38 protein-coding genes are annotated in these 25,019 nt (G+C 45.8%); 1 reads left to right on the top strand and 37 read right to left on the bottom strand.

From position 1 onward, the window contains the following. The 33 genes from ACLTD4_RS12160 to ACLTD4_RS12000 form a co-directional block, all read right to left on the bottom strand. Positions 1 to 969, bottom strand: a complete 969-nt coding sequence (locus ACLTD4_RS12160) for a DNA-directed RNA polymerase subunit alpha (RefSeq protein WP_002604677.1) — start codon at positions 967 to 969, stop codon at positions 1 to 3. 117 nt (positions 970 to 1,086) lie between these two features. Beyond that, the gene (rpsD, locus tag ACLTD4_RS12155) at positions 1,087 to 1,680 is read right to left on the bottom strand and encodes a 30S ribosomal protein S4 (protein ID WP_055653543.1); all 594 of its coding nucleotides are present in this window, start codon (positions 1,678 to 1,680) and stop codon (positions 1,087 to 1,089) included. A gap of 16 nt (positions 1,681 to 1,696) precedes the next feature. Beyond that, positions 1,697 to 2,098, bottom strand: a complete 402-nt coding sequence (rpsK, locus tag ACLTD4_RS12150; protein ID WP_006771855.1) for a 30S ribosomal protein S11 — start codon at positions 2,096 to 2,098, stop codon at positions 1,697 to 1,699. Between the two features lie 98 nt (positions 2,099 to 2,196). Further along, a complete protein-coding gene (gene rpsM, locus ACLTD4_RS12145) occupies positions 2,197 to 2,565 on the bottom strand; it encodes a 30S ribosomal protein S13 (protein WP_002604679.1) in 369 nt (122 codons plus the stop codon). 28 nt (positions 2,566 to 2,593) lie between these two features. Beyond that, entirely contained in the window at positions 2,594 to 2,707 is a 114-nt protein-coding gene (rpmJ, locus tag ACLTD4_RS12140; protein ID WP_003497809.1) for a 50S ribosomal protein L36, read from the bottom strand. 185 nt (positions 2,708 to 2,892) lie between these two features. After that, positions 2,893 to 3,111 (bottom strand): translation initiation factor IF-1, encoded by a 219-nt coding sequence (gene infA, locus ACLTD4_RS12135; protein WP_002604680.1) that lies wholly within the window; start codon positions 3,109 to 3,111, stop codon positions 2,893 to 2,895. A gap of 75 nt (positions 3,112 to 3,186) precedes the next feature. Continuing rightward, on the bottom strand, positions 3,187 to 4,659 hold the full coding sequence (locus ACLTD4_RS12130; RefSeq protein WP_148511015.1) for a transposase: 1,473 nt from the start codon (positions 4,657 to 4,659) through the stop codon (positions 3,187 to 3,189). Between the two features lie 99 nt (positions 4,660 to 4,758). Further along, a complete protein-coding gene (locus tag ACLTD4_RS12125) occupies positions 4,759 to 5,031 on the bottom strand; it encodes a hypothetical protein (RefSeq protein ID WP_412331332.1) in 273 nt (90 codons plus the stop codon). A 20-nt stretch (positions 5,032 to 5,051) separates the two neighbouring features. Continuing rightward, on the bottom strand, positions 5,052 to 5,816 hold the full coding sequence (map, locus tag ACLTD4_RS12120; protein ID WP_002604682.1) for a type I methionyl aminopeptidase: 765 nt from the start codon (positions 5,814 to 5,816) through the stop codon (positions 5,052 to 5,054). A gap of 3 nt (positions 5,817 to 5,819) precedes the next feature. Continuing rightward, positions 5,820 to 6,464, bottom strand: a complete 645-nt coding sequence (locus tag ACLTD4_RS12115) for an adenylate kinase (protein WP_055653541.1) — start codon at positions 6,462 to 6,464, stop codon at positions 5,820 to 5,822. Between the two features lie 83 nt (positions 6,465 to 6,547). Further along, entirely contained in the window at positions 6,548 to 7,870 is a 1,323-nt protein-coding gene (gene secY, locus ACLTD4_RS12110; protein ID WP_055653538.1) for a preprotein translocase subunit SecY, read from the bottom strand. Between the two features lies 1 nt (position 7,871). After that, a complete protein-coding gene (rplO, locus tag ACLTD4_RS12105; protein ID WP_002604685.1) occupies positions 7,872 to 8,312 on the bottom strand; it encodes a 50S ribosomal protein L15 in 441 nt (146 codons plus the stop codon). 25 nt (positions 8,313 to 8,337) lie between these two features. Next, positions 8,338 to 8,520: a 50S ribosomal protein L30 gene (gene rpmD / locus ACLTD4_RS12100; RefSeq protein ID WP_002604686.1), complete on the bottom strand. Its 183-nt coding sequence runs from the start codon at positions 8,518 to 8,520 to the stop codon at positions 8,338 to 8,340. Between the two features lie 13 nt (positions 8,521 to 8,533). After that, positions 8,534 to 9,043, bottom strand: a complete 510-nt coding sequence (gene rpsE / locus ACLTD4_RS12095) for a 30S ribosomal protein S5 (RefSeq protein ID WP_055653535.1) — start codon at positions 9,041 to 9,043, stop codon at positions 8,534 to 8,536. A gap of 19 nt (positions 9,044 to 9,062) precedes the next feature. Beyond that, positions 9,063 to 9,431, bottom strand: coding sequence for a 50S ribosomal protein L18 (rplR, locus tag ACLTD4_RS12090; protein WP_055653533.1), 369 nt, complete (start codon positions 9,429 to 9,431; stop codon positions 9,063 to 9,065). A gap of 18 nt (positions 9,432 to 9,449) precedes the next feature. Continuing rightward, the gene (gene rplF, locus ACLTD4_RS12085) at positions 9,450 to 9,992 is read right to left on the bottom strand and encodes a 50S ribosomal protein L6 (protein ID WP_002604689.1); all 543 of its coding nucleotides are present in this window, start codon (positions 9,990 to 9,992) and stop codon (positions 9,450 to 9,452) included. A 66-nt stretch (positions 9,993 to 10,058) separates the two neighbouring features. Beyond that, entirely contained in the window at positions 10,059 to 10,460 is a 402-nt protein-coding gene (rpsH, locus tag ACLTD4_RS12080; protein ID WP_022031107.1) for a 30S ribosomal protein S8, read from the bottom strand. Between the two features lie 23 nt (positions 10,461 to 10,483). Further along, entirely contained in the window at positions 10,484 to 10,669 is a 186-nt protein-coding gene (locus ACLTD4_RS12075; RefSeq protein WP_002604691.1) for a type Z 30S ribosomal protein S14, read from the bottom strand. Positions 10,670 to 10,684: 15 nt separating this feature from the next. After that, positions 10,685 to 11,224 (bottom strand): 50S ribosomal protein L5, encoded by a 540-nt coding sequence (gene rplE, locus ACLTD4_RS12070; RefSeq protein WP_002604692.1) that lies wholly within the window; start codon positions 11,222 to 11,224, stop codon positions 10,685 to 10,687. A gap of 21 nt (positions 11,225 to 11,245) precedes the next feature. After that, a complete protein-coding gene (rplX, locus tag ACLTD4_RS12065) occupies positions 11,246 to 11,551 on the bottom strand; it encodes a 50S ribosomal protein L24 (RefSeq protein ID WP_002604693.1) in 306 nt (101 codons plus the stop codon). A gap of 13 nt (positions 11,552 to 11,564) precedes the next feature. Beyond that, a complete protein-coding gene (gene rplN / locus ACLTD4_RS12060) occupies positions 11,565 to 11,933 on the bottom strand; it encodes a 50S ribosomal protein L14 (RefSeq protein WP_002604694.1) in 369 nt (122 codons plus the stop codon). A 26-nt stretch (positions 11,934 to 11,959) separates the two neighbouring features. Then, the gene (gene rpsQ, locus ACLTD4_RS12055; RefSeq protein WP_002604695.1) at positions 11,960 to 12,214 is read right to left on the bottom strand and encodes a 30S ribosomal protein S17; all 255 of its coding nucleotides are present in this window, start codon (positions 12,212 to 12,214) and stop codon (positions 11,960 to 11,962) included. A 65-nt stretch (positions 12,215 to 12,279) separates the two neighbouring features. Then, entirely contained in the window at positions 12,280 to 12,486 is a 207-nt protein-coding gene (gene rpmC, locus ACLTD4_RS12050) for a 50S ribosomal protein L29 (RefSeq protein WP_006771873.1), read from the bottom strand. After that, a complete protein-coding gene (gene rplP / locus ACLTD4_RS12045; protein ID WP_006771874.1) occupies positions 12,476 to 12,913 on the bottom strand; it encodes a 50S ribosomal protein L16 in 438 nt (145 codons plus the stop codon). The genes rpmC and rplP overlap by 11 nt, the downstream gene beginning before the upstream one ends. Beyond that, positions 12,913 to 13,569, bottom strand: coding sequence for a 30S ribosomal protein S3 (rpsC, locus tag ACLTD4_RS12040; protein WP_055653532.1), 657 nt, complete (start codon positions 13,567 to 13,569; stop codon positions 12,913 to 12,915). Before rpsC ends, rplP begins: the two co-directional genes overlap by 1 nt. Positions 13,570 to 13,580: 11 nt before the next feature. Next, complete coding sequence (gene rplV / locus ACLTD4_RS12035) at positions 13,581 to 13,967, bottom strand: 50S ribosomal protein L22 (protein ID WP_002604699.1); 387 nt, start codon at positions 13,965 to 13,967, stop codon at positions 13,581 to 13,583. Positions 13,968 to 13,998: 31 nt separating this feature from the next. Further along, positions 13,999 to 14,280 (bottom strand): 30S ribosomal protein S19, encoded by a 282-nt coding sequence (gene rpsS, locus ACLTD4_RS12030; protein ID WP_002604700.1) that lies wholly within the window; start codon positions 14,278 to 14,280, stop codon positions 13,999 to 14,001. Positions 14,281 to 14,299: 19 nt separating this feature from the next. Then, entirely contained in the window at positions 14,300 to 15,148 is an 849-nt protein-coding gene (gene rplB, locus ACLTD4_RS12025; protein WP_055653530.1) for a 50S ribosomal protein L2, read from the bottom strand. A 152-nt stretch (positions 15,149 to 15,300) separates the two neighbouring features. Then, positions 15,301 to 15,600 carry a 50S ribosomal protein L23 gene (gene rplW / locus ACLTD4_RS12020; RefSeq protein ID WP_002604702.1) on the bottom strand — a complete coding sequence of 100 codons (300 nt, stop codon included), beginning with the start codon at positions 15,598 to 15,600 and terminating at the stop codon, positions 15,301 to 15,303. Further along, the gene (rplD, locus tag ACLTD4_RS12015; RefSeq protein ID WP_002604703.1) at positions 15,600 to 16,220 is read right to left on the bottom strand and encodes a 50S ribosomal protein L4; all 621 of its coding nucleotides are present in this window, start codon (positions 16,218 to 16,220) and stop codon (positions 15,600 to 15,602) included. The genes rplW and rplD overlap by 1 nt, the downstream gene beginning before the upstream one ends. 29 nt (positions 16,221 to 16,249) lie before the next feature. Next, positions 16,250 to 16,885, bottom strand: a complete 636-nt coding sequence (gene rplC / locus ACLTD4_RS12010) for a 50S ribosomal protein L3 (RefSeq protein ID WP_055653528.1) — start codon at positions 16,883 to 16,885, stop codon at positions 16,250 to 16,252. Between the two features lie 189 nt (positions 16,886 to 17,074). Then, positions 17,075 to 17,392: a 30S ribosomal protein S10 gene (gene rpsJ, locus ACLTD4_RS12005; protein ID WP_002604705.1), complete on the bottom strand. Its 318-nt coding sequence runs from the start codon at positions 17,390 to 17,392 to the stop codon at positions 17,075 to 17,077. 455 nt (positions 17,393 to 17,847) lie between these two features. Then, positions 17,848 to 19,206 carry a cell wall-binding protein gene (locus ACLTD4_RS12000; RefSeq protein WP_055653523.1) on the bottom strand — a complete coding sequence of 453 codons (1,359 nt, stop codon included), beginning with the start codon at positions 19,204 to 19,206 and terminating at the stop codon, positions 17,848 to 17,850. Positions 19,207 to 19,463: 257 nt separating this feature from the next. Here ACLTD4_RS12000 and ACLTD4_RS11995 point away from each other — a divergent pair, with 257 nt between their 5' ends. Continuing rightward, a complete protein-coding gene (locus ACLTD4_RS11995) occupies positions 19,464 to 20,333 on the top strand; it encodes a class I SAM-dependent methyltransferase (RefSeq protein ID WP_055653521.1) in 870 nt (289 codons plus the stop codon). On the opposite strand, the gene ACLTD4_RS11990 is transcribed toward ACLTD4_RS11995, so the two are convergent. From ACLTD4_RS11990 to ACLTD4_RS11975, 4 genes are all read right to left on the bottom strand, one after another. Then, complete coding sequence (locus ACLTD4_RS11990; protein ID WP_117622351.1) at positions 20,316 to 21,353, bottom strand: acyltransferase family protein; 1,038 nt, start codon at positions 21,351 to 21,353, stop codon at positions 20,316 to 20,318. The two genes, ACLTD4_RS11995 and ACLTD4_RS11990, sit on opposite strands and share 18 nt — an antisense overlap. 296 nt (positions 21,354 to 21,649) lie before the next feature. After that, positions 21,650 to 22,534: a carbohydrate ABC transporter permease gene (locus ACLTD4_RS11985; RefSeq protein ID WP_002604711.1), complete on the bottom strand. Its 885-nt coding sequence runs from the start codon at positions 22,532 to 22,534 to the stop codon at positions 21,650 to 21,652. A 14-nt stretch (positions 22,535 to 22,548) separates the two neighbouring features. Further along, complete coding sequence (locus ACLTD4_RS11980; protein ID WP_002604712.1) at positions 22,549 to 23,505, bottom strand: carbohydrate ABC transporter permease; 957 nt, start codon at positions 23,503 to 23,505, stop codon at positions 22,549 to 22,551. 97 nt (positions 23,506 to 23,602) lie between these two features. Further along, a complete protein-coding gene (locus ACLTD4_RS11975; protein WP_002604713.1) occupies positions 23,603 to 24,937 on the bottom strand; it encodes an ABC transporter substrate-binding protein in 1,335 nt (444 codons plus the stop codon). Positions 24,938 to 25,019 lie beyond the last annotated feature (82 nt).

Here is a 25,019-nt window from a genome sequence, read left to right as displayed (position 1 = left end):
TTAGCTGTTCGCGTCATCACTCGGGTTAAGCTGTAAGCCTAACTCCTTTAACTTTGCCAGCACTTCTTCTAAAGACTTGCGGCCTAAGTTACGAACCTTCATCATATCCTCAGAAGTTCTGTTGCACAGCTCTTCTACTGTATTGATTCCGGCTCTCTTTAAACAGTTGTATGAACGTACGGAAAGTTCCAGTTCGTCGATATTCATCTCCAGAACCTTTTCTTTCTCATTATCCTCTTTCTCTACCATGACTTCTGCAGTCTTGGCATTCTCGGATAAGTCGATGAACAGATTTAAATGTTCACTTAACACCTTCGCAGCAAGGCTGACTGCCTCGTCTGGTGCCAGTGTTCCGTTTGTAAATACATCTAATGTCAGCTTATCGAAATCGGTAACCTGACCTACTCGGGTGTTCTGTACCGTCATGTTGACGCGCTCTACTGGTGTATAGATGGAATCAACGGCAATCACGCCAATCGGTAAATCTTCACTCTTGTTTTTGTCTGCGCTTACATAGCCGCGGCCCTTTGTGATAGTCAGCTCCATGTAGAACTTACTGTCTGTGCCGCCGCTGAGTGTCGCGATCACCTGGTCCGGATTCATGATTTCAATATCCGGGTCCGCCTGAATGTCAGCAGCCGTTACCACACCTTCGCCTTCAAACTCGATGTATGCAACCTTTGCTTCATTGGTGTCGCTGTTATTTTTGATTGCTAAGCTTTTGATGTTCATAATGATCTCAGTTACATCCTCTTTAACGCCTGGGATAGAACTGAATTCATGCAAAACGCCGTCGATTTTTACCTGACTGACTGCGGCTCCCGGTAAAGAAGAAAGCATGATTCTTCTCAAGGAATTGCCTAAAGTCGTACCGTAACCTCTTTCAAGCGGTTCAACTACAAACTTGCCATATTTCTTGTCCTCAGAGATTTCAGCAATCTCAATGTTTGGTTTTTCAAAATCGAACACTAATAGCCCCTCCTTTTGGGTAATTTGTATCGAGGGTCTTATACTCAAATCCTTGCCCGGAGTACAGTTTCCCATACTCCGGGCGAAAGTTGTTGTTTCTCTTTAACAGACTTTCAATTATTTGGAGTACAACTCGACGATAAGCATTTCATTCACTGGAACATCAATCTCATCTCTTGTTGGTAACTCTTTAACAGTACCACGTAAATTCTCATGGTCAACGTCAACCCAGGCCGGAGTTAAACGTCCTGCTGTGGTCTCTACTACATCTTTAAATCTGGCGTTTCCTTTGCATTTCTCTTTTACTTCGATTACGTCGCCAGCTTTAACTAAGTAAGACGGAATGTTTACACACTTGCCGTTTACTAAGATGCTCTTATGGTCAACCATCTGTCTGGTCTCTCTTCTTGTTCTTCCAAAGCCCATACGGAACACTACGTTGTCAAGTCTTCTTTCCAGAAGGATCATCAGGTTTTCACCGACCATACCATTCATCTTTTCAGCCTTTGCATAGTAGTTACGGAACGGTTTCTCAAGAACGCCGTAGATGAATTTGGCTTTCTGCTTTTCTCTTAACTGAAGGCCGTACTCACTCATCTTTCTGTTAGCTCTTTTTAATTCTCTGTTGGATTTTTTATCTATTCCTAAATAGATTGGATCAAGACCAAGGGATCTACATCTTTTAAGAACAGGAACTCTATCTACTGCCACTGTAATTACCTCCTAATTAGACTCTTCTACGTTTTGGCGGACGACATCCGTTATGTGGAACCGGAGTAACATCCTTGATACTGGTTACTTCTAAACCGCATGCCTGAAGTGCACGAATAGCTGCTTCACGGCCTGAACCAGGACCCTTTACCATAACGTCTACTGATTTTAAACCATGTACAAGAGCTGCTTTAGTAGCAGTTTCTGCCGCCATCTGAGCTGCATATGGAGTAGATTTTCTTGAACCTCTAAATCCCAGACCACCAGCACTTGCCCAAGATAAGGCATTACCCTGAGTATCTGTTAACGTCACGATTGTGTTATTAAAAGATGACTGGATATGTGCTTGTCCGCGTTCAACGTTTTTCTTTACGCGCTTTTTTGTCACTTTTTTAGTAGTGGACACTTTTTTAGCCATTTTAAACTAACCTACTTTCTTCATTTCTTGAATCCTGTTATTCCTGTTTTTAAAACATGTAACGTGATTCACTGTTTTAGTTTCATTAAGTTTAATGCTTATTTCTTCTTGTTTGCTACGGTCTTTCTCGGGCCCTTGCGAGTTCTTGCATTGGTCTTTGTCTTCTGACCACGAACCGGCAGGCTCTTTCTGTGACGAATTCCACGATAGCAGCCAATTTCCTGAAGTCTCTTGATGTTCATAGCGATCTCTCTACGTAAATCACCTTCAACAGTCTGACTGTCAGCAATTACAACTGATATTCTCTTTACTTCGTCATCGGTTAAGTCCTTAACACGAGTGTCAGGATTAACGCCAGCTTCTTTAAGAATGCGGTTTGCACTTGTTCTACCGATACCGTAGACATAAGTTAAGCCGATCTCAACACGTTTTTCTCTTGGTAAATCAACACCTGAAATACGAGCCATTTGTGTAGTACACCTCCATTAATAATTTTTAACCTTGTCTCTGCTTATGCTTAGGATTTTCACAGATTACTCTGATACTGCCTTTTCTCTTAATGATTTTGCATTTTTCGCAAATCGGTTTGACTGATGATCTAACCTTCACAGCAATTCTCCTTTCCGTTATGCGTCCCCAAAATGAGGACATCCAGGTATACCCGCAATGTGTTTTATATAAAACCAACCAGTGCTGCCGTTTGGGCATAATACACCCGGTATTTCAACAAAGTCGCTATAGCATTATAACACTTTCCATATACGAATGCAAGCATTTTTTCCTTGTTTTTACTTTTATTTATCTCTCCAGATAATTCTTCCCTTAGACAAATCGTAAGGGGATAACTCAATGGTTACCTTATCACCCGGTAAAATACGGATATAGTTCATACGAAGTTTTCCGCTGATGTGTGCAAGCACCTGATGGCCGTTCTCCAGTTCTACCTGGAACATGGCGTTCGGAAGCTTTTCAACAACGGTTCCTTCAATTTCAATAACATCTGCTTTCGACATAAAATCTTACCTCCTGACAACCTGTGTCTTTACTCACTACTTTAATCTTTTCTTGAGAGTATAAAGTTTGTACCACTAAGAAGCCAGTGAATCCCAGTAGATTCCTGACTCATCCTGTTGTTCTTGAATTATTCGCGTTATACGCAATTCCGGCGTTTGCCCTATAAGGCGGAAAAAATGTTTTCGGAAATATTGCATGAGGGCACCTTCCGATACACGGTCCCTTGAAGGGGTTCTCTGGTAACGGAGCTGATTGGATTTGATCTTCCCCATAAAGAGGATGGAAAGACTCTGAAGGATCCCCATTGCTATGCAGGACAAGGCGATATGCATTTCAGTGGCGCGTACCGCTCCCAGGATTCTTTTACGGGCCTTCTCACTTTCAACTTGATCCAAGGGGGCTGGTTCCTCTTTTTTCCTGTAGTAGCTCAGCTTTGGCATATACTTTGACCAGAAATGGTAGCAAAATGCCCCTGTTTGCTGTTTTAACTCCCTGAACATACATTCGATCCGGAACCGATAGCTGTAAAGACGGATGATTGCCAGCGGATCCAGGTTCAGGCTGGTGCTGGCCAGTATGCTTTGGACTCCTCCCATTTCCACCAGCACAAACCGCAGCTCCTGGTACAGTTTTTGCCCCCAAAGCAGGTCAATGCTGTAGTAGCGTATAGTTTCCTGTTTCCCATAAAGTTCCATTTTTGTTTCCCGGAACTGATCTTTATGGGAAATAAACAGTTCCTTCAGGTGGACGGCTGCCCCCTTTTTTGGCGGCCGTCCCCTGCCTGGTTTGCGGGGGGCCGGTTTTTCAAACGCGGTACAGGATTTTTTTGCCTTAGTGATGATTTCCATGCGGGCCGCTGTGCCGCGGTTCAGGCATTCCAGTTTTACCAGCGCGGGCACTGTGAGGAAATACCGGTCCAGAAGAAGCAGGCAATCCCCAAAGACTTCACAGGCACGGTACGCATCCTCCACCATCTGGACAACGTGGGAGGAACTGGAAACCGATGCGCCTGCCCACTCACTGGCACCCTGAAGGCCGTCATGGAGCCGGATACCCAAAGGGATGCAGGCCCAACTGTGGATGCGGCCTGCCAGGATGCCAAGGCCGCCAAACATATGTCCATGGATGTACTTGGGTTTTGCGGAATTTTCAGATTCCTGAAAGAGCTTTTTAACCCCGGGCATCCGGCGTCCTTCCTTAGACTGCTTGACCCCGTCCCCGACCAGGACGTGGAAATCCCCTTCCTGATAGAGGGGAGCGTACTCCCTGACGCAAGAGAACCAACGCAGGCGTATCTCATCTAGGGACCAGGAGGAAGCCCGGAAAAAGTGAAGCATGGAAAGGTAACAGTCCGGGCAGAGAGCCAGGTCACGAATAACCGAGGTGACACCAAGTTTGTCGGAACGCAGCATAAGCCCGACGGTAATAGTAACAAACCAACGGAAAGCGGCTTTACGTGAGAAGCATGATTCAAAATAGCATAAAACTTTATCAATATAATTTATCATAATCGTATGGTCAGCCACGAAAAAGTATGGTAAACTCATACACGGAATAGCTTTTTCGGTGGCTTGTATCTTTCTTAAGTCTGGAAACTTAAAGATACCATAACTCCATTCGAAAAAGCTATTCTTTTATTGAAAACTTTATACTCTCAAGAATCTTTTGATACATTTGATGAAACGAGCGATCTCTTCATCGGTGACTCTCTGGTTTTCCCTGATCTTTTTACCCGGACCGTCCATTTCGCAGGAAACAGTCTCCACATGCTTTCTGTTTTTCTTCTTCGGCTTGTCGAGCGTCCGGTATTTTCCGTCCACCAGATAAACATATTCGCCTTCTTCTCTTAATATGAAGAAAACCTCTTCTTTATCGTGTCCGGCCAGGCTTTTTACAATCGTTCCTGTCGTGATCTCCATACTGTCCTCACTCAAATTCCCTAATGGGCTTCCGAAACCAGGCTTAGAAGCTCCGGTTCGCCTTCTGTAATCAGGACCGTATTCTCATAGTGGGCTGATAACGCTCCGTCCTCTGTTACAACCGTCCAGTCATCATCGAGCCATACCACTTCCGGCGTTCCCGCATTAATCATCGGTTCAATGGCGAGTGTCATGCCTGGCCTCAGTTTTAGGCCGCGCCGCCTTCCGGCGAAATTGGGCACCTCCGGGTCTTCATGGAGATGACTTCCGATTCCATGTCCTACCAGATCCCGTACCACGCCAAAGCCAAAGCTTTCCGCATAGGCCTGGATCGCAGAAGATATATCATTCAGATGATTGCCAGCTTTTGCAAATTTAATCCCTTCAAAGAAACTTTGTTTTGTCACCTCGATGAGTCTGCCTGCTTCGGGGGAGATTTCACCGATCCCGTACGTCCTTGCCGCATCGGAATGGTATCCCTTGTAGATCACGCCGGCATCCAGGCTCACAATGTCGCCTTCCTCTATGAAATGCTTCCTGCTGGGAATTCCGTGAACCACCTCGTCGTTCACCGATACACAGATAGAAGCCGGATAGCCGTTGTAATTTTTAAAGGAAGGGATGCAGCCGTAGCTTCTGATGATCTCTTCTCCCAAATGGTCGATATCCCAGGTTGTCATACCGGGCTTTAAGGCTTTCGCCAGCTCCTCGTGGGTCTTCGCGAGGATTTTCCCGGCCTCTCTCATAAGTTCTATTTCTCTTGCAGATTTAATCGTAACTGACATACATTACGCTCCCAGAACAGCGACAATATCGGAGAACACTTTTTCCATATCCTGTGTTCCGTCAACATTTGCCAGTACGCCGGCTTCCTTATAATAGTCAATCAGAGGCTGTGTCTGATCATGATACACGGACAGACGCTTCTTAACGGTTTCCGGCTTATCGTCATCTCTTAAGACAAGCTTATCACCGCAGACATCACAGATGCCTTCCACTTTGCTGGGTTTATAGACAATATGATATGTAGCACCGCAGCTTAAGCAGGCGCGGCGTCCTGACATACGATTCACGATATTCTCGTCCGGAACATCCACATTCACGGCGTAGTCGATCTTCTGTCCTCTCTCATTAAGAGCGTTCGTAAGGCTCTCCGCCTGCGGAATCGTCCTTGGGAAACCGTCTAATACGTAACCATTCTGACAGTCTTCCTTCTGAATGCGGTCCATCAGCATGCCGATCGTCAGCTCATCCGGTACTAAGCCGCCCTGATCCATATATGCCTTTGCCTTCATTCCAAGCTCGGTTCCCTCTTTGATGTTGAAACGGAAAATATCGCCTGTGGAAATGTGTGGAATCTGATACTTCTCAGCAATCTTCTTTGCCTGGGTACCTTTACCGGCACCTGGGGCACCTAACATGATAATCTTCATCAGCAGTCCCTCCCTGCAATATGTTCATATAGCACAAAGACCAAGAGAAACACGCCATAATGTGTTCCTCTTGGATTTGTCCATTAGTCATTCAAAAATCCCTTATAATAACGTACAAGCATCTGAGATTCGATTGCCTTGATTGTCTCTAAGACAACGCTGACAATGATGATTAAGGATGTACCACCAAATGACAGGCGGCTTACATTGAAGAGGCCGGATACCATAATCGGGATAATACATACAATCGTCAGACCACATGCACCGATAAATACTACGTAGTTCAAAATGGAATTGAGGTAATCGCTGGTTGGCTTGCCTGGGCGGATACCCGGGATAAAGCCGCCTGACTTCTTCATGTTGTTCGCTACTTCCAGCGGATTAAAGGTAATCGATGTGTAGAAGTAAGCAAACACGATGATCAGGGCGATATAAACCACCATACCGATCGAATAGACCGGACGCTCCGGCTTGAACCAGTTAGAAGAATTCAGCATCAGAAGGATATGTCCGCCAATGCTGTCATAGTTGATCCGGCTGCCGAAGAACTGGGCGATAACTACCGGGAATGACATGATGGAGGAAGCAAAGATAACCGGGATAACACCGGCTGTATTTACTTTTAACGGGATGTTGGAGGACTGGCCGCCAACCATCTTACGTCCCTGCATCTTTTTGGAATACTGGACTGGAATTCTTCTCTCGCCATCCTGAAGGACAACGACAAATACCACGATTGCAATCACGATGGCCACGATGATGATGGCGGCTACCGCTGACACTGCAACCGACTTGCCAGACATGAATCTGGTATAAAGTGTAGATGCGTCAGAGGGCAAACTGGAAATGATGTTAAATAACAGGACGATGGAGATACCATTTCCCACACCATTCTCAGTGATACGCTCACCAATCCACATCAGAAGCGCACTACCTGCAGTCATAGTAACTACGGCGATAATGACGCTGATTGCGTTGAACTCGCTTAACAGTCCCTGGCCGCCAAATCCAACTGCCATAGCAATGGATTCAATTAAAGCCAGAGCAACTGTTACGTAACGGGTGTATTCTGCTATCTTTTTTCTGCCGTCTTCACCATCTCTCTGCATCTCTTCCAGCTTCGGAATCGCAATGGTCAGAAGCTGCATGATAATGGAAGAAGTGATGTACGGGGTAATACTCAGCGCGAACACGGACATATTGGTAAAGGAGCTACCTGTCATGGCGTTAAAAAATCCGAACGCATCGTTATTCTGCTGAGCGAAAAAATCTTTGAAAAATGCTGTTTCTACTCCAGGAATCGGCAGCTGTGAGCCAATTCTAATAACCACCAGCATCGCGAACGTATACAGAAGTTTCTTTCTGATGTCCTTGATCTTGAATGCATTACGGAGCGTTTTTAACATATTAGTTCACCTCGCAGGTTCCACCTAAAGCCTCGATTTTGGTCTTAGCGCCTTCGCTGAAAGCATCTACCTTTACTGTAAGCTTTTTGGTTAATTCTCCGTTTCCAAGGATCTTAACACCATCGCGCGGATTCTTAACAATGCCGCTCTCCAACAGAGTCTCAACTGTAACAACAGTATCGTTTTCGAACTGCTCTAAAGCACTAACATTGATTCCAATGATAGTCTTGGTATTTCTGTTTGTGAAGCCTCTCTTCGGAATACGTCTGTATAAAGGCATCTGACCGCCTTCAAACCCTGGTCTCGGAGCACCAGAACGAGCTTTCTGTCCTTTATGGCCCTTACCTGCAGTCTTACCGTTTCCTGAACCATGGCCACGGCCTCTTCTGAAGCTATCGCTGTGTTTGGATCCTAATGCAGGCTGTAAATTTGATAATTCCATCGTTTGCACCTCCTTACTGTTTTCCTTAAATTTCTTCAACTTTTACTAAATGTCTAACGTTCTGGATCATGCCTCTTACAGCACCGTTATCCGGCATCTCAACTGTCTTATGAAGCTTCTTTAAGCCTAAAGCTTCAACGGTTGCTTTCTGCTTCGGAACTGCGCCGATCGGGGATTTCACCAATGTGATTTTTAATTTATCTGCCATTTTCTTATCCTCCTTAGCCTAAAATCTCTTCTACAGATTTGCCGCGAAGCTTTGCAACTTCCTCAGGAGTCTTTATCTGAGTCAATCCTTCGATTGTAGCCAAAACTACGTTTGTCTTGTTGTTGGATCCTAAAGATTTTGTACGGATATTCTTAATTCCCGCAAGCTCCACTACTGCACGGGCAGGACCGCCTGCGATGATACCGGTACCTTCCGGAGCTCTCTTAAGAAGTACAGCTGCGCTTCCGAATTTTCCGATTAAATCATGAGGAATACTGTTGTTCTCGTCAATCGGTACAGTTACCATATTCTTAACTGCAGCCTCTTTACCCTTACGGATTGCTTCCGGAACTTCGCCTGCTTTGCCAAGGCCCGCACCTACGTGGCCATTGCCATCGCCTACGACTACTAAAGCAGAGAATCTCATAGTACGTCCGCCTTTTACGGTTTTCGATACTCGCTTGATAGCAACTACTTTGTCGTTTAATTCTAACTGACTTGCATCAATAATTGTATGTTTCAACGCCCTATTCTCCTCTCTACTAGAATTCCAGACCAGCTTCTCTGGCTGCGTCTGCTAATGCCTGAATCTTGCCCTGATATATGAAGCCGCCTCTGTCAAATACAACTTCCTTGATTCCCTTTTCGAGAGCCCTCTTGGCAACTACTGTACCTACATATGCTGCAGCATCAACGTTGTTAGTTTTCTCTAATTCAGCCTTTACTTCCTTATCAACTGTAGAAGCTGAGACTAAAGTTTTACCAACTGTATCGTCAATAATTTGAGCATACATATGATTATTACTTCTGAACACAGCTAAACGCGGTCTTTCTGCAGTGCCTGCAAAACGATTACGTAATCTGGTGTGCTTCTTCACGCGAACTTCGCTTCTTGACTGTTTGCTAACCATTTTTACACTCTCCTTAAATTATTTCTTACCAGTCTTACCAACTTTACGTCTGATAACTTCATCAGCATATTTGATACCTTTGCCCTTATACGGCTCAGGTCTTCTCTTGTCTCTGATTTCAGCAGCGTACTGGCCTACTTTTTCTTTATCGATACCTTTTACAATGATGACGTTCTGGCCTTCCATTGTGGATTCCAGACCTTCCGGATCTTCCATCTCAACCGGATGAGAATAACCGAGGGAAAGAACAAGCTTCTTACCCTGCTTCTGAGCTCTGTAACCTACACCATTGATTTCCAGTTTCTTCTCGTAACCAGCGGTTACGCCAACGATCATGTTGTTGATCAGTGTTCTTGTCAGACCGTGTAAAGATTTCATCTTCTTTAAATCACTGGGTCTTGTAACGATGATCTGGCCATCTTCTTCTTTGATGGACATCTCAGCCGGTAATACTCTTTCCAGAGTTCCCTTTGGACCTTTTACAGTCACTTTATTATTTTCTGCGATTGTGACAGTAACGCCTGCCGGAATCGCGATAGGCATTCTTCCTATACGTGACATGCCGTGTACCTCCTTAAATTTTCGGAAAAAGCGTCTGCGCCTCTTCTGTTTTCAGTAGTTCTTAAATTACCAAACAAATGCCAGCACTTCTCCGCCTACGCCGAGTTCGCGTGCTTCCTTGTCGGTTACAACGCCCTGGTTGGTGGAGATGATAGCTGTTCCTAAACCACCCAGAACCTTCGGTAACTCTTCCTTGTTTGCGTATACACGTAAACCAGGCTTGGAGATTCTCTTGATACCTGTGATGATTTTTTCGTTCTTATCTTTGCCGTATTTTAAGGTGATTCTGATTGTCTGGAATGCACCGTCTTCTACGAGATCATATTTCTTAATGTAGCCCTCTTTTACAAGGATATCAGCAATAGCTAATTTCATCTTGGATGAAGGTACATCTACTGTATCGTGTTTGGCAGTATTTGCATTACGAATTCTTGTAAGCATATCTGCGATTGGATCGCTCATTGTCATTTTGAATTGCCTCCTTCCTTATTTTACCAGCTTGCTTTCTTAACGCCTGGGATCTGACCCTTGTATGCTAATTCACGGAAGCAGATTCTGCAGATACCGTATTTTCTTAAATAAGCATGTGGACGTCCACAGATTCTGCAACGGTTGTATTCTCTGCTGGAGAATTTTGCAGGTCTCTGCTGTTTAATCTTCATTGAAGTCTTTGCCATGGAATATTCCTCCTGTTATTTTGCAAATGGCATATTGAATAATGTCAAAAGTTCACGGGCTTCTTCATCGGTCTTAGCGGTAGTAACGAAAATAATGTCCATACCTCTGACCTTGTCAACTTTATCGTACTCAATTTCAGGGAAAATAAGCTGTTCCTTGATACCAAGGGCATAGTTTCCTCTGCCGTCAAAAGCGTTAGGATTAACACCCCTGAAGTCACGTACACGAGGTAATGCAAGGTTGATCAGACGATCTGCAAACTCATACATTCTCTCACCGCGTAATGTAACCTTACAGCCGATTGGCATGCCTTCTCTGAGCTTGAAGTTAGCAATAGATTTCTTTGCCTTTGTTAAAACTGCCTTCTGTCCGGAGATGATTTCTAAGTCTCTGACTGCAGAGTCTAAAACCTTGGCATTTTCCTTTGCTTCGCCAACACCCATGTTGATGACGATCTTATCTAACTTCGGCACTTCCATGATATTCTTATAACCGAATTTCTTAATCATAGCTTCTACGATTTCGCTCTGATATGTTTCTTTTAATCTAGCCAATTTTTATTCCTCCTCTCCGAATTAGTCAATCGCTTTTCCGGTTGTTTTGGCAACACGGACTTTTTTGCCGTCTTTTACTTCGAAGCCGACTCTGGTTGCTTTTCCGTCTACAACAAGCATTACGTTGGAGATATCAAGCGCAGCTTCTTTCTGAACAATACCACCCTGTGGGTTGCCAGGGCCTGGCTTTACATGCTTTGTAATCATGTTGCAGCCTTCAACCAGAACTTTGTTGTTCTTTGTATCTACATGAAGAACTTTGCCCTGTTTATCTCTATCTTTTCCTGCGATAACCTTTACCAGGTCATCTCTCTTAATTTTATGCACAGTCGACACCTCCCTATAATACTTCTGGAGCTAAAGAAACAATCTTCATGAACTGTTTCTCTCTTAATTCTCTTGCAACCGGTCCAAAGATACGAGTTCCTCTCGGAGTCTTGTCATCTTTGATTATTACTGCAGCGTTCTCATCGAACCTGATATAAGAACCGTCTTTGCGGCGGGCACCTTTTACAGTACGCACAACAACGGCCTTTACTACGTCACCTTTCTTTACAACACCGCCTGGTGTTGCATCCTTAACGGTAGCGACGATAATATCACCAATATTAGCATATCTTCTTGTAGAGCCGCCCATAACACGGATACACAGTAATTCTTTCGCACCGGTATTGTCGGCAACCTTTAACCTGGTCTCCTGCTGAATCATGCCTGTTACTCCTTCCTGGAAATAATTTATTTCGCTTTCTCGATAATCTCAACAAGTCTCCATCTCTTGTCCTTGGACAGCGGTCTTGTTTCCATTACTTTTACTGTATCGCCCATGTTGCATTCGTTGTTTTCGTCATGAGCTTTTAATTTATACGTTCTCTTTACGATCTTGCCGTATAAAGGATGTTTTACATGGTCTACGATAGCCACAACAATAGTCTTATCCATCTTATTGCTGACTACCTTGCCCGTACGGGTTTTTCTTAAATTTCTTTCCACGCTACGTTACTCCTTTCAATGTTACACACGGTCGTGTGTGTCATACTGAGATGAAAAATATCTGCTTAAGCCAGTTTAGCCTTTTCTGTCATAACAGTCTGGATTCTGGCAATGTTCTTACGAACTTCTTTGATTCTACTGGTGTTATCCAGCTGATTCGTTGCGTTCTGGAATCTTAAGTTAAAGAGTTCCTTCTTCGCAGCTACTAATTCTTCGTTCAGTTCTGTGACTGATTTTGCCTTTAATTCTTCTACATATTTATTAATTTTCACTGTTATCACCGCCTTCTAAATCCGCTTTAGCAGCAATCTTACATCTGCATGGTAACTTGTGCATAGCAAGACGTAAAGCTTCACGAGCTGTTTCTTCAGGTACTCCAGCGATTTCAAATAATACACGGCCTGGTTTAACTACTGCTACCCAGTATTCCAGAGCGCCCTTACCGGAACCCATACGGGTTTCTGCTGGCTTTGCTGTTACAGGTTTATCCGGGAAAATCTTGATCCAGACTTTACCACCACGCTTGATGTAACGGGTCATGGCAACACGGGCTGCCTCGATCTGGTTCGATTTGATCCAACATGGCTCTAAAGCGACTAAACCGTATTCACCATTGCTGATTGTATTGCCTCTTAAAGCCTTACCAGCCATGGAACCACGGAACTGTTTACGACGTTTAACTCTCTTAGGCATTAACATTATTTATCGCTCCCTTCCCTATTTCCTTTAGTTGGAAGTATCTCGCCTTTGTAGATCCATACCTTAACGCCAACTTTGCCGTAGGTAGTATCTGCTTCAGCGAAACCATAGTCAATATCTGCTCTTAATGTCTGTAACGGAATGGTTCCCTCGCTGTAGAACTCTGTACGAGCCATATCAGCGCCGCCAAGACGTCCTGCAACTGCAGTCTTGATACCCTTAACGCCAGCCTTCATGGAACGGCCCATGGTGGACTTCATGGCACGACGGAAGGAAACACGGTTCTCTAACTGCTGTGCGATGGATTCAGCTACTAACTGAGCGTCTTTGTCAGGTCTCTTAACTTCTTTGATGTCAACAAATAATTTCTTATCTGTCATCTTCTGAACTTCTGCTTTTAACTTCTCAATTTCAGAACCACCCTTACCGATAACGACACCCGGTTTTGCAGTGTGGATAATAATTTTAACACGGTCAGACGCTCTTTCAATCTCGATATCAGATACGCCGGCACTGTATAATCTCTTCTTCAGGTATGTTCTGATCTTGTAGTCTTCTACTAAATTGTCTGCAAAGTCAGCTTCTGCATACCACTTGGAATCCCAGTCTTTAATAACACCGACTCTTAAGCCGTGTGGATTAACTTTCTGTCCCATTATTTGCCTCCTTATCTTTCATTAAGCACGATGGTGATGTGGCTCATTCTCTTCTCGATTCTATAAGCGCGGCCCTGTGCCCTCGGTTTTACTCTCTTCATTGTCGGTCCTTTGTTTGCGTAGCATTCTTCTACGTAAAGTTTGGACGGATCCATACCGTTGTTATTCTCAGCATTCGCAATCGCTGATTTTAATAACTTTTCTATTAAAGTAGAAGCATATCTGGGATTGTAAGTTACAATACCAAGTGCTGCCTGTGCATCTTTGCCTCTGATGGCGTCTAATACGAAGCATGCCTTCTGAACAGAAACTCTGGCATAAGATAACTTTGCTGACGGTCTTGTGTCCTTCTGAGCATTTCTTTCTCTCTTAATTTGGGTTCTATGTCCCTTAGCCATTGGTGAAGCCTCCTTTCAACTAATCAATCTATTATTTACGTCCGGATTTCTTCTCGTCTTTTCCATGACCTCTGTAGGTTCTGGTTGCAACGAATTCACCGAGTTTATGTCCAACCATATCTTCTGTAACATATACCGGCACATGTTTTCTTCCATCATGAACTGCAATTGTATGTCCAACCATCTGTGGGAAGATGGTAGAACGACGGGACCAGGTCTTAATTACCTGATGCTGTCCTGCTGTGTTCATAGCATCAATTTTTTTCAGTAAAGACGCATCCGCGAATGGTCCTTTTTTCAGTGAGCGAGCCATAGGTTCTAACCTCCTTCAATTATTTAATGGTCTTTCCATCTCTTCTTCTAACGATTAACTTGTTAGACTGCTTGTTTTTCTTTCTGGTCTTTAAACCAAGAGCAGGTTTGCCCCATGGTGTACACGGACCTGGACGGCCGATACCGGTCTTTCCTTCACCACCACCGTGTGGATGGTCGTTCGGGTTCATAACGGAACCACGTACAGTAGGTCTGAAGCCCATATGGCGCTTTCTACCAGCTTTACCAATGTTGATAAGGGAGTGATCTCCGTTGCCTACAACGCCGATTGTAGCTCTGCAGTTGATCGGAACCATTCTCATCTCGCCTGAAGGTAATCTTAAGGTTGCATATTTGCCTTCTTTAGCCATTAACTGAGCAGAGTTTCCAGCGGAACGAACCAGCTGACCGCCCTTGCCCGGATAAAGTTCGATGTTGTGTACCTGTGTACCAACCGGGATCTGGCCTAATGGTAAACAGTTACCAATTCTTGCCTCTGCATTCTCGCCGCTCATGATCTTCATGCCGTCTGTCAATCCAGCCGGCGCGAGGATATAAGACTTTGTACCATCTGCGTAGCAGATTAAAGCGATGTTAGCAGTTCTATTCGGATCGTACTCGATGCCGATTACAGTTGCCGGAATACCATCTTTGGAGTTTCTCTTGAAATCGATGATTCTATATTTTCTCTTAGCACCGCCGCCGCGATGTCTAACAGTGATCTTACCCTGATTGTTACGACCAGCCTGCTTGTTCATTGTAGCGCTGATTAAGGACTTCTCTGGAGTTGTCTTTGTAATCTCGCTGAAATCAGAACCAGTCATATGTCTTCTGGAAGGGGTATATGGGTTATACTTTTTGATTCCCATGTTGTAACTCTCCTTTCTTGCTAAAAGCACTTATACATGAGCCTCTGTTATCATGGCCCGCAAATGCTTCAACGCCGCCTGGCGTTTCATTTTATCGTGATATAATGTTCATCACATAGTTTAGGACCAATACTGCCGTAACGGCGAATATCCTACAGTCCTTCGAAGATTTCGATATCCTTGCTGTCAGCAGTAAGCTGAACGATCGCTTTCTTCGTCTTAGCTGTCTTACCGAAGGTCATTCCTCTTCTCTTGGTCTTTCCTTCTAAGTTCATGGTGTTCACGCTGGCAACCTTGGTTCCCGGGAACATCTTCTCGACAGCTTCTTTGATCATGGCCTTGTTTGCATCCGGATGAACAGTGAAAGTATATTTCTTGGACGCCATAGCGTTCATGCTCTTCTCGGTTACGATCGGCTTCTGGATTACGTCAAAATATTTAATATCTGCCATTATGCGTACACCTCCTCGATTGCTGCAACAGCAGTCTTGGTAGCAACAACTGTGTTATACTTTAAGATATCGTATACATTGATCGTGTTAACAAAAGCAGTCTTAACAGCCGGAATATTCCTTGCGGACTTCACTGCGTTTGCGCTGTCATCGCCAACAACAACAAGTGCTCTGGATACCTTTAAATTATTCAATACGTTCTGGAACTTCTTTGTCTTGATTTCGTCAAACTTTAACTCGTCAACAACGATGAACTTGTTCTCGTTCACTCTGCTTGTAAGGGCAGACTTTAACGCAAGCTTTCTTTCCTTCTTGTTCAGTTTGATCGTGTAATCTCTTGGTGTTGGAGCAAATACTACTCCGCCGCCTGTCCACTGTGGAGATCTTGTTGAACCCTGTCTTGCATGACCGGTTCCTTTCTGCTTCCACGGTTTTCTTCCGCCGCCGGATACTTCAGAGCGAGTTTTCGCTTTCTGTGTGCCCTGGCGCTTATTAGCAAGCTGGCTGACAACTGCTAAGTGTACAAGGTGCTCGTTTACATTCACACCAAACACAGCATCGTTTAACTCTAATGTGCCAACTTCATTACCTTCCATATTGTAAACAGATACGTTTGCCATCTGTGTGTTCCTCCTTTCTTATAAAAGCATTAAACTGCTGCTTTTACTGTTTCCTTGATTGTTACTAAGGACTTCTTCGGTCCTGGTACAGCGCCCTTAACCAGAATTAAGTTGTTCTCTGCGTCGATCTTAACGATCTCGAGATTCTGGATAGTTACACGCTTGTTACCCATCTGTCCAGGCATCTTTTTGCCTTTGAATACCTTGCTCGGGTCAGAACAGGAACCGTTGGAACCTGCATGACGATGGAACTTGGAACCGTGAGCCATAGGTCCTCTGGACTGTCCGTGTCTCTTAATAGCACCCTGGAAACCTTTACCTTTGGAGATTGCGGTTACGTCGATCTTATCGCCTGTAGCGAAGATGTCTGCTTTGATTTCGTCCTTAACGGAATACTCGGAAGCATTCTCGAACTTGAACTCTCTTACGTATCTCTTGTAAGATACACCGGCCTTATCAAAATGGCCCTTAAGTGGCTTGCTTACAAGCTTTGCTCTCTTGTCAACAAAACCAACCTGTACTGCATTGTAACCATCGTTCTCAGCTGTCTTAACCTGTGTTACTACACACGGGCCGGCTAAAAGAACCGTTACTGGAGTTAATACTCCGTCCTCATTGAAGATCTGTGTCATTCCGACTTTGGTAGCTAATATACCCTTCTTCATGTTTTTACCTCCTGTTTGTTAATTCTACAGCGGATTGCCGGGATTAAAGATCCCTTCTGCAATCATCCTAGAACAGTCCAATATAAGTGGAACACTATGAGTCCCTCTCACCGAGGTCCGGCGGAATGGTGTGTTGCTTCTATATCTAAACCCTTCAGGATATTACCTTAATTGATGCGATGAAGAAAATTATTTGTTCTTCATCTTGATATCAATGTATACACCGGCCGGCATTTCCAGTCTGGATAATGCGTCCACAGTCTTCTGACTTGGTGTAATGATATCGATGAGTCTCTTGTGCGTTCTCTGCTCGAACTGCTCTCTGGAATCTTTGTACTTGTGAACTGCACGTAAGATAGTTACCACTTCTTTCTTCGTTGGTAACGGCACCGGTCCGCTCACCTGTGATCCTGTTTTTTTCACAGTGTCGATGATTTTGCTTGCAGACTGATCAACTAACTGATGATCGTACGCCTTTAATGTGATTCTCATTACTTGACTTGCCATAAAAAAAGTCGCCTCCTTTTCGCACTTAGTAGAAGTACGACAAGCGGTGACTGTACACGTTCCCGTGTGTGTCCTCCAGGACCCCACACTGATTTTCCGTTTTTTTGAAACAGAATTCTTTAATTGTACAGTGACTTGTCGCCAGTTTCCTAACTTGACATTCGCTCCACGGAAAACCTGCCTCTTGGGCAGCAACCTCACGCTTCACAGCTATCATGCCACAGCCTTTACAGGATAGCACACTTTTTTTTACATTGCAAGCATTTTTTTCTTTATTTCTTAATTTTTTTTATTTGATGGCTGATCTGCCGCTTTCGAGGGGTTTTACAGTGTTTCTTCCTATTAGTAATAGCTGTCTTACAATCGTTGTGAGGAGGCAGCGAAGAATACAAAAGCAGGATCGAAACCATCCCTTCGGCTCCAATCCTGCTTCCCTGTCATTCTTATTAAAAATTTTATTCTTTCCAAACCGGTTCAATCGGATCCCGGTAGCTTCCGGAGGCGTCTTCGTCATCCACCTTCGTAAGCGATCCGCTGCTGCTCGTCTTGTACTTCACACCGTCCGCGTTCTTGACCGTCGTGTTCTTAGCCACCTTGCCCGATGCATTCACCACATAGGTCGTGTAGCTGTTTCCGGCCGGGATAGTAATCGGCTCATATCTGACGCCGTCCTCCGCCCGCTGCAGCTTGCCCATGTAATAGAGGTATCCGTCTTTAACGCCGGTATAGCCGCGGCCGCTGTCGCTGAAGTAATACGTCTCTTCACCGCCGTCGCCCTCGGTAACCTTGATCTTTCCCTTCTGCATGGTACTCGTCTTCTTGTCACCAAAATAATAGGAGGTATACTCCGAAGTACTTCCAATCCGAACCTTCTGAAGACCGTAGACCGGATTCCCTCTGTCATTGAACAGATACGTCTTTCCGTTGATCTTTGTTAAGTTCTGTGTTGTGGCCTCTCCTTCCTTCGGTCCCGCCTTTGGCGTTCCGTTGCTGGAAAAATAAAACCATTCTACATCACCTTCGTATCCGCTTAAATCCTCCGGCGGTTCGATCGAATACCAGCCGGTCCTTAACTTTCCGCTGGAATCGTAATACTTGTAATTCTGAATGTCATAATCTGCGTTATCAACCCCGACGTTCTTCCAGCCCGTCTGAAGCGCGCCGTCCGAATCGAAGCAGTATGCTACGCCGTCAATCTTATAAGTACCGTAGTCTCCGCTGGTTTCCTTCGGCATATACTTTTTGCCGCTGTCGCTGAAATAATACCAGCGCTTTCCGTCGTCATCCTCGTCTCCAGGAGACATACGGTCCGGATCGTAATCACTGTCCGGCGGAAACAGCTTCTGCCAGCCTGTCCTCATTACTCCATCCGTACCACAGTAGTACATGTTATCCAGAACCCATCCGGTCTGCATCTCACCGTTAGAATCGAAATAATACCATTTATTATTAATCTTGGACCAGTTGTCCATAATCGCTTTTCCGCTGCTTCCGAAGTAATACCACTTATACTCGGAGCTGCCGGACTCCTGAAACTTCATCCACTTATCCGTTACCAGAATCCCGTTAGAATCCATATAATAAGTATTATCTACCCATGTATTGACGGCCATCTCGCCATTGCCGTTCAAATATCTCCATAAGTTGTCCGCGCCTTTTTTCCACACATTGGTCACTTTATATCCGTTGGAATCATAGTATGACCAGGTGTTTCCGGACTGCGCCCATCCCTCCGCTGCCCATGCGCTCATGGTGGCAGTTCCTAATGTCAGTACCGCAGCAACTGCCAGCACAACGAAACCTTTTTTCTTCATATTGTCACTCCTTACAGGATTCTCCTTTTTACACTATTCATTGTAGCAATTTATCTGAAATTATTCAACTATTATTATCTTTCAATTCTATTACAATTTTTACGTAAATTATGGATAATGCACCGCTCCGTAACTATGTAAAAAAACGTCTGCCGTTCAGAACGCTGTTCCCTTGACGCTTTTCCCCTTATCCAGTATAATCATAGAATCATAGAACGCATTATACGGTAAATACAGAAAGGTCAGGGATAAGTGGCATGTGGATTGCAGACGGTTGGAAGGATTATGAAGTGATAGACTGTTCAGAGGGAGAAAAACTGGAGCGTTGGGGTAACTACACGCTGGTTCGCCCGGACCCGCAGGTCATCTGGTCTACCCCAAAGACGGAGAAGGGCTGGAAACACAGGAATGGACATTACCACCGCAGCGCTAAGGGGGGCGGAGAATGGGAATTCTTCGATCTGCCTCAGCAGTGGAGTATTCAATATAAGGAGCTGACATTTCAGCTGAAGCCCTTCAGTTTCAAACATACCGGACTGTTTCCGGAGCAGGCGGCCAACTGGGACTGGTTCGGAAGTAAGATCCGGGAGGCGGGACGGCCAGTCAGAGTCTTAAACCTGTTTGCCTACACGGGCGGAGCCACACTGGCAGCCGCAGCCGCCGGCGCCTCGGTCACCCATGTGGACGCCTCCAAGGGCATGGTGGGCTGGGCCAAGGAAAATGCCAGGTCCTCCGGTCTCGAATCGGCGCCTATCCGCTGGATCGTGGACGACTGTGTCAAGTTCGTGGAGCGGGAAATCCGGCGCGGGAATCACTATGACGGAATCATTATGGATCCGCCCTCCTATGGCCGCGGTCCTAAAGGGGAGATCTGGAAGATTGAGGAATCCATTCATCCGCTGGTCAGGCTCTGTGCCCAGCTTCTCTCGGATGATCCGCTCTTCTATCTCATCAACTCCTACACCACGGGACTGGCTCCCGCCGTCTTAACCTACATGCTGTCCATCGAGGTGGCCAGCAAACACGGCGGCTTCGTTCAGTCGGAGGAGGTGGGTCTTCCGGTTACCAGGACCGGCCTTGTACTTCCGTGCGGAGCCTCAGGCCGGTGGTCATCGACCCCCGTTTAACAGCCTCCATACGGCAGGCGCAAAGCGCCGGATCAGACGGCTTGCCAGCCAGCTGATGACAACGGCGAACAGAGGCATTAAAAAGAACAGAAGAAAAGCAAGAACTGGTACAGGCGGGAGCAGCAATGCTCCCGTTTTGTTGATCAGACGGACAAGTGCAAAGTGAACCGCATATAAAAAAAAGTTATTCTTCATAAAATCTCTGGCTTCGAAAAGCCTCTCCTCCGGCACCATGAGCCACAGGCCGACCGGGACCAGAAGCCGGTAGACCACCGTAACCGACGCGGTCTCTCCCAGGCTGCTGCCGGGCAGATCCGTCCGCAGGGAGATGCAGCCGGCCGCCAGAAGCACCAGACCCGCAATCAGGCGTTTCCGTGACCAGACGCCTTCCACCACCGCTTTTTCGTGTACCGCCGCGAAGGCCGCAAAGGAGTAGTAAAACAGCGCGTCCAGGTTCAGAAACGGCAGATCGATCCCCAGATAGACCCCTGTCAGCAGGATCGCCAGAAACACGATTCCGGGCCAGACCCGTTTTACCGCGAGATAGATGAGGGGAGCCAGGAGAATGAGAAGAATCAACTGGTAGAGATACCAGAACACATAATTATAGGTATAATTCAGAATCGCATCAACCGTTTCCAAAAGGCCAAACGGAATCTTCCCCTTACCGATCACATCAGAAATACAGGGAAGCCTGCTTCCGATCACATAGCCGAAATAGTACAGACTGTTCCACACGATATACGGAACCAGAACGCTCCTGATCCGGGAGTTCCATTTGCGCATTAAAATCTCCGGTTTATACCCACGGAAAAAGAGATAAGAAGAAATCATAAAGAAGCCGGGAACCGCGATTTGAGCGATTTTGTCGCCGAAGAAGCGCTCCAGCCGCACCAGAGAGGCCGCCGCCCCGGTATTTCCCAGGAACAGTACGGCGTTATAGGAGTGGACCCAGATAACCAGCACGCTGAACAGGAAGGTAAACCAGTATATTTTATTTCTGAATGTTTTCTCTGTCATGGAAACCGCACCTCCCTCTCCGTCCTGATACTTATTTTATTCTATCACACCCGGAAAAGAACAGGCAATATATTTAGTATAATCCACACAGCAAACCTCCAGACCGTTACTGTTTCCTCCCAGCCCGGGACTCTGCCGTCTGGTTTGACTCTGCTGTCAAAAAAAGAAGAGGCGGCCGAATTTATTCCGGTCAGCCTCTCCTTATTATATGAAGAAGTTTTATTTCAATCCACACGCAATCCTTTTACAGCGTAAAGCTGCACCCGATATAAATGTGCGGCTTGTTTCCGGCACACTTAACCTTTTACCGCTCCCATCGTAATTCCCTGCGTAAAGTATCTCTGGAAGCAGAGGAACACAATGATAATCGGAACGGAAGCCAGAGCCGCACCTGCCATAATTAATCCGAAATCGTTGGACATTTCGCTCAGCTTACTGGCAATACCTAAAGCAATGGTCTTAGATTCATTCTGAGTCAGCATAACCAACTGCAGCGGATATTCATTCCAGGAGTTAATGAATGTGAAGATCGCCAGCGCACCAAACCCAGGTTTGATAATTGGAAATGCCACATTCACAAAGGTTGTCAGCTCTCCTGCCCCGTCAATACGGCAGGCTTCCAGAAGAGAGGTCGGAATATTCTCAGAGAACTGCTTCATCATGAATACACCGAATGGCCATCCGACAACCGGGAAGATTACTGCAAACATGGAGCCCCATACAGATTTCAAAAATCCCATGGCTGACATCTGTCTCATCAAAGGAATCAGAATAACCTGCTTCGGGAGTGCCATGGCACATACGAACAGACCGAAGATCAGGCTCTTGCCCCAGAAACGTTTCTTCGCCAGTGCGTATCCCGCCAGAGAAGAGGTAATACAGGTAAGTCCCATCGCCACTACGGAGATGAACACACTGTTAAACAGCCAGCGGATTGCCATCGGCATGCCTATGCCGAAAAGCTTCGTCCCGCTCTTAAAGAGCCGGCTGTAGTTATCCCATGTAATCGTTGTAGGAAACCACTTTACCATTTCACCGGACTTTATAATAATGTCGCTCTTCTCCTTCACGGAACCGGTGATAATCCAGTACAGAGGAAAGAGAAAGAACACGGCCATAGCCGCCAGGAGGATAAGTGTAATCACATAATACGGACTTATTGCTTTCTTTTTATTTCCCATATCTTTCGCCCCTCCTATTCTGATGTTCCACCATTCATGACCTTAAACTGCAAGGCACTGAACAGCGCAATTACAATTGCCAGAACCACACCCATGGCGTTGGCATAACCAAACTCCTTGGTGGTCTTAAATGCGATCTCATACAGCAGGTACATAACCGTACTGGTGCTGTAATTCGGACCGCCGGAGGTCAGAAGCTGGATCAGCGCAAAACACTGGAAGCTGTTGATGGTGGTAATAACCGCCACATACAGTGTCGTCGGCATGATAGACGGCCACTTAATATTCCAGAACACCTGGAAATTATTGGCTCCATCTACCTTGGCCGCCTCCTCCATTGAGGCATCCACATTGCCCAACGCTGCTACGTAAAGAACGATCGGCTGACCGATGGAGGTCGTAAACAGGATCAGAATAATACACCACAGGGCCATGGACTCACCGGAAGTCCAGGGAAGCGGCTGCCCGCCAAAGCTCCTGATGATATAGTTAAAAAGGCCGTCATACTTATCGAACATCCATTTCCATACTACAACAACTGCGACGGAACCGGTTACTACCGGAAGATAGAATACACAGCGGAAAAAGGAACGGATACCGGAACGCATCTTATAGATGGCTGTTCCGACCCACAGGGAGAATGCGGTTACAACAGGAACCGATACCACCACGATAATAACGGTATTCACCGCCGATTTTAAGAATATTTTATCCTGAAAAAGCCGTATGTAATTGGCAAATCCTACGGCAGTTCCCTTCGGATCTGAAAAACTGGCATTGGTAAAGCTGGTGATAACCCCTGACGCCATAGGGAAAATAACAAAGCCTACAAAGAAAATCAGCGCCGGAAGCAGGAACATATATGAAACAAATGTCTCTCTGCGCTGAAGCACCTTACTGCGTGCAGGCATTTTTTCTTTCTTGTTTTTTGGACGCCCGGGTTTCTGTGTGGAAACAGTTGTATTTGCCATGTGTTTTACACTCCCTCCCTAAAGATTGGCTTCCTCCCTCTGCACTCGGCAGAAGAAGGAAGCCATGTAAATGTTGCTGTTCATAAATTAGTGTTTATTAGTTGCTGTTTGCACTCGCGTTGAACTCGTCAGCAGCGGCCTGTGGGTCGGTACCGTTGAATACCTGCTGAAGCATATTGAACCACAGCGGACGCATGGCTGCAAAGCCTGCACGTGTATTGTAGTATGGGCCATAGTACTGGCTCCAGGAAGCCAGCATCGCTTTGTGCTCATCTCCAGGATACAGATCGCCAAAGGAAGTACGTACCGGGAATGCATTGGTCTTAACAACGCTCTTCGGACCCCATTCTGCATCATCACAGATAAATTTCACGAACTTTTTCGATGCCTCAGCGCGTGCTTCATCTTTGTTGTCAAAAATAGCGAAGCCATTAACCAGATACTCTAAGGAAGGTTTGCCGCTCTCTGATGGGAATGGAACGGAAAGCTGTGTAAAGTCATCTGATGCATATGTAATTTCACTGGAAGTACCAAAGCAGAATGTCATCGCTGCAGTCTCCTGCTGGAACTTCTGAAGCTCATCTGCTGCTGCCATGTCAAAGCCTGCATCGATTGCCTTGCTGTCATACATGCTCTTTAACAGAGTGAGAGCTTTTACGCCATTTTCGCTGATATTCCATTTGCCGTCATCGCCGACGATGGAAGCGCCATATAAGTTATTTACAAGAGCACGAGTACCCTGATCGCCGCCCTGTCCTCCGCAGTATACAATGCCGGGAACCTGTGTGGGAGCTGCGTCGCGAAGCGCTTCACACATCTTTACGAAATTCTCGGTCGTCCATGTACGGTCGCCTTCCAGGTTTACATACTGGAGTGCATCTGCCTTTTCCAGAGCCTCTTTGTTCAGACCCATATAGAATGGAGAGGAGGAAATCGGATACATCCAGGCAGTACCGTCTGCGCCTACGCAGGTTTCAATCAGAGACTGGCTGGTTAAATCGCTCTTCAGTTCGTCTAACATATCATCTAAAGGAACCAGATAGCCGGCTTCTCCAAACTCAATGATACGGCCTGGTGCATCGAAGAGAATGTCAGGTGCTGTACCGGAAGTCAGAGCTGCTGTCAGCTTATCCGGGCCGGACGTAAAGTCGATGTACTCTACCTTGACGTTAATGTCAGGATTTTTCGCAGTAAATGCATCAACGACTTCCTGCTCGTATCCAGTGTCTACGCCGAATGTCGGGAATGCCCACCATACGATATCCGTGGTACCACCTGCTGCGGTTGTTTCCGGTGCCTTGCTTGCATCTGTTGCCGCCGCTGTCGTCGTCTCTGGAGCTGCCGTCGTCTCTGCCGGTTTGTTTCCACCACATCCTGCCAGCGTACCAACTACCATAGCCGTTGCCAAACCAAGAGATAAAATTTTCTTCATTACTACTCCTCCTTATAATAAGTCAATTTAACGCCAAAGGCATTTGGTCAATCTGTATACTTTTTGCAATTAAGCGCCTTTC

This window comes from Hungatella sp., assembly GCF_046966825.1.
Note: the sequence above shows the minus strand (reverse complement) of the source record. Positions and strands in the feature narration are given on the sequence as shown.

Bases quoted from the DNA above. Each gene is read 5' to 3' on its own strand.
- rpsK (WP_006771855.1), bottom strand. From the start codon at position 2,098: ATGGCTAAAAAAGTGTCCACTACTAAAAAAGTGACAAAAAAGCGCGTA.
- rpsM (WP_002604679.1), bottom strand. From the start codon at position 2,565: ATGGCTCGTATTTCAGGTGTTGATTTACCAAGAGAAAAACGTGTTGAG.
- infA (WP_002604680.1), bottom strand. From the start codon at position 3,111: ATGTCGAAAGCAGATGTTATTGAAATTGAAGGAACCGTTGTTGAAAAG.
- ACLTD4_RS12130 (WP_148511015.1), bottom strand. From the start codon at position 4,659: ATGAGTTTACCATACTTTTTCGTGGCTGACCATACGATTATGATAAAT.
- ACLTD4_RS12125 (WP_412331332.1), bottom strand. From the start codon at position 5,031: ATGGAGATCACGACAGGAACGATTGTAAAAAGCCTGGCCGGACACGAT.
- map (WP_002604682.1), bottom strand. From the start codon at position 5,816: ATGTCAGTTACGATTAAATCTGCAAGAGAAATAGAACTTATGAGAGAG.
- ACLTD4_RS12115 (WP_055653541.1), bottom strand. From the start codon at position 6,464: ATGAAGATTATCATGTTAGGTGCCCCAGGTGCCGGTAAAGGTACCCAG.
- secY (WP_055653538.1), bottom strand. From the start codon at position 7,870: ATGTTAAAAACGCTCCGTAATGCATTCAAGATCAAGGACATCAGAAAG.
- rplO (WP_002604685.1), bottom strand. From the start codon at position 8,312: ATGGAATTATCAAATTTACAGCCTGCATTAGGATCCAAACACAGCGAT.
- rpmD (WP_002604686.1), bottom strand. From the start codon at position 8,520: ATGGCAGATAAATTAAAAATCACATTGGTGAAATCCCCGATCGGCGCA.
- rplR (WP_055653533.1), bottom strand. From the start codon at position 9,431: ATGGTTAGCAAACAGTCAAGAAGCGAAGTTCGCGTGAAGAAGCACACC.
- rplF (WP_002604689.1), bottom strand. From the start codon at position 9,992: ATGTCACGTATAGGAAGAATGCCTATCGCGATTCCGGCAGGCGTTACT.
- rpsH (WP_022031107.1), bottom strand. From the start codon at position 10,460: ATGACAATGAGCGATCCAATCGCAGATATGCTTACAAGAATTCGTAAT.
- ACLTD4_RS12075 (WP_002604691.1), bottom strand. From the start codon at position 10,669: ATGGCAAAGACTTCAATGAAGATTAAACAGCAGAGACCTGCAAAATTC.
- rplN (WP_002604694.1), bottom strand. From the start codon at position 11,933: ATGATTCAGCAGGAGACCAGGTTAAAGGTTGCCGACAATACCGGTGCG.
- rplP (WP_006771874.1), bottom strand. From the start codon at position 12,913: ATGTTAATGCCTAAGAGAGTTAAACGTCGTAAACAGTTCCGTGGTTCC.
- rpsC (WP_055653532.1), bottom strand. From the start codon at position 13,569: ATGGGACAGAAAGTTAATCCACACGGCTTAAGAGTCGGTGTTATTAAA.
- rplV (WP_002604699.1), bottom strand. From the start codon at position 13,967: ATGGCTAAGGGACATAGAACCCAAATTAAGAGAGAAAGAAATGCTCAG.
- rpsS (WP_002604700.1), bottom strand. From the start codon at position 14,280: ATGGCTCGCTCACTGAAAAAAGGACCATTCGCGGATGCGTCTTTACTG.
- rplB (WP_055653530.1), bottom strand. From the start codon at position 15,148: ATGGGAATCAAAAAGTATAACCCATATACCCCTTCCAGAAGACATATG.
- rplW (WP_002604702.1), bottom strand. From the start codon at position 15,600: ATGGCAGATATTAAATATTTTGACGTAATCCAGAAGCCGATCGTAACC.
- rplD (WP_002604703.1), bottom strand. From the start codon at position 16,220: ATGGCAAACGTATCTGTTTACAATATGGAAGGTAATGAAGTTGGCACA.
- rplC (WP_055653528.1), bottom strand. From the start codon at position 16,885: ATGAAGAAGGGTATATTAGCTACCAAAGTCGGAATGACACAGATCTTC.
- rpsJ (WP_002604705.1), bottom strand. From the start codon at position 17,392: ATGGCAAGTCAAGTAATGAGAATCACATTAAAGGCGTACGATCATCAG.
- ACLTD4_RS12000 (WP_055653523.1), bottom strand. From the start codon at position 19,206: ATGAAGAAAAAAGGTTTCGTTGTGCTGGCAGTTGCTGCGGTACTGACA.
- ACLTD4_RS11995 (WP_055653521.1), top strand. From the start codon at position 19,464: ATGTGGATTGCAGACGGTTGGAAGGATTATGAAGTGATAGACTGTTCA.
- ACLTD4_RS11990 (WP_117622351.1), bottom strand. From the start codon at position 21,353: ATGACAGAGAAAACATTCAGAAATAAAATATACTGGTTTACCTTCCTG.
- ACLTD4_RS11985 (WP_002604711.1), bottom strand. From the start codon at position 22,534: ATGGGAAATAAAAAGAAAGCAATAAGTCCGTATTATGTGATTACACTT.
- ACLTD4_RS11980 (WP_002604712.1), bottom strand. From the start codon at position 23,505: ATGGCAAATACAACTGTTTCCACACAGAAACCCGGGCGTCCAAAAAAC.
- ACLTD4_RS11975 (WP_002604713.1), bottom strand. From the start codon at position 24,937: ATGAAGAAAATTTTATCTCTTGGTTTGGCAACGGCTATGGTAGTTGGT.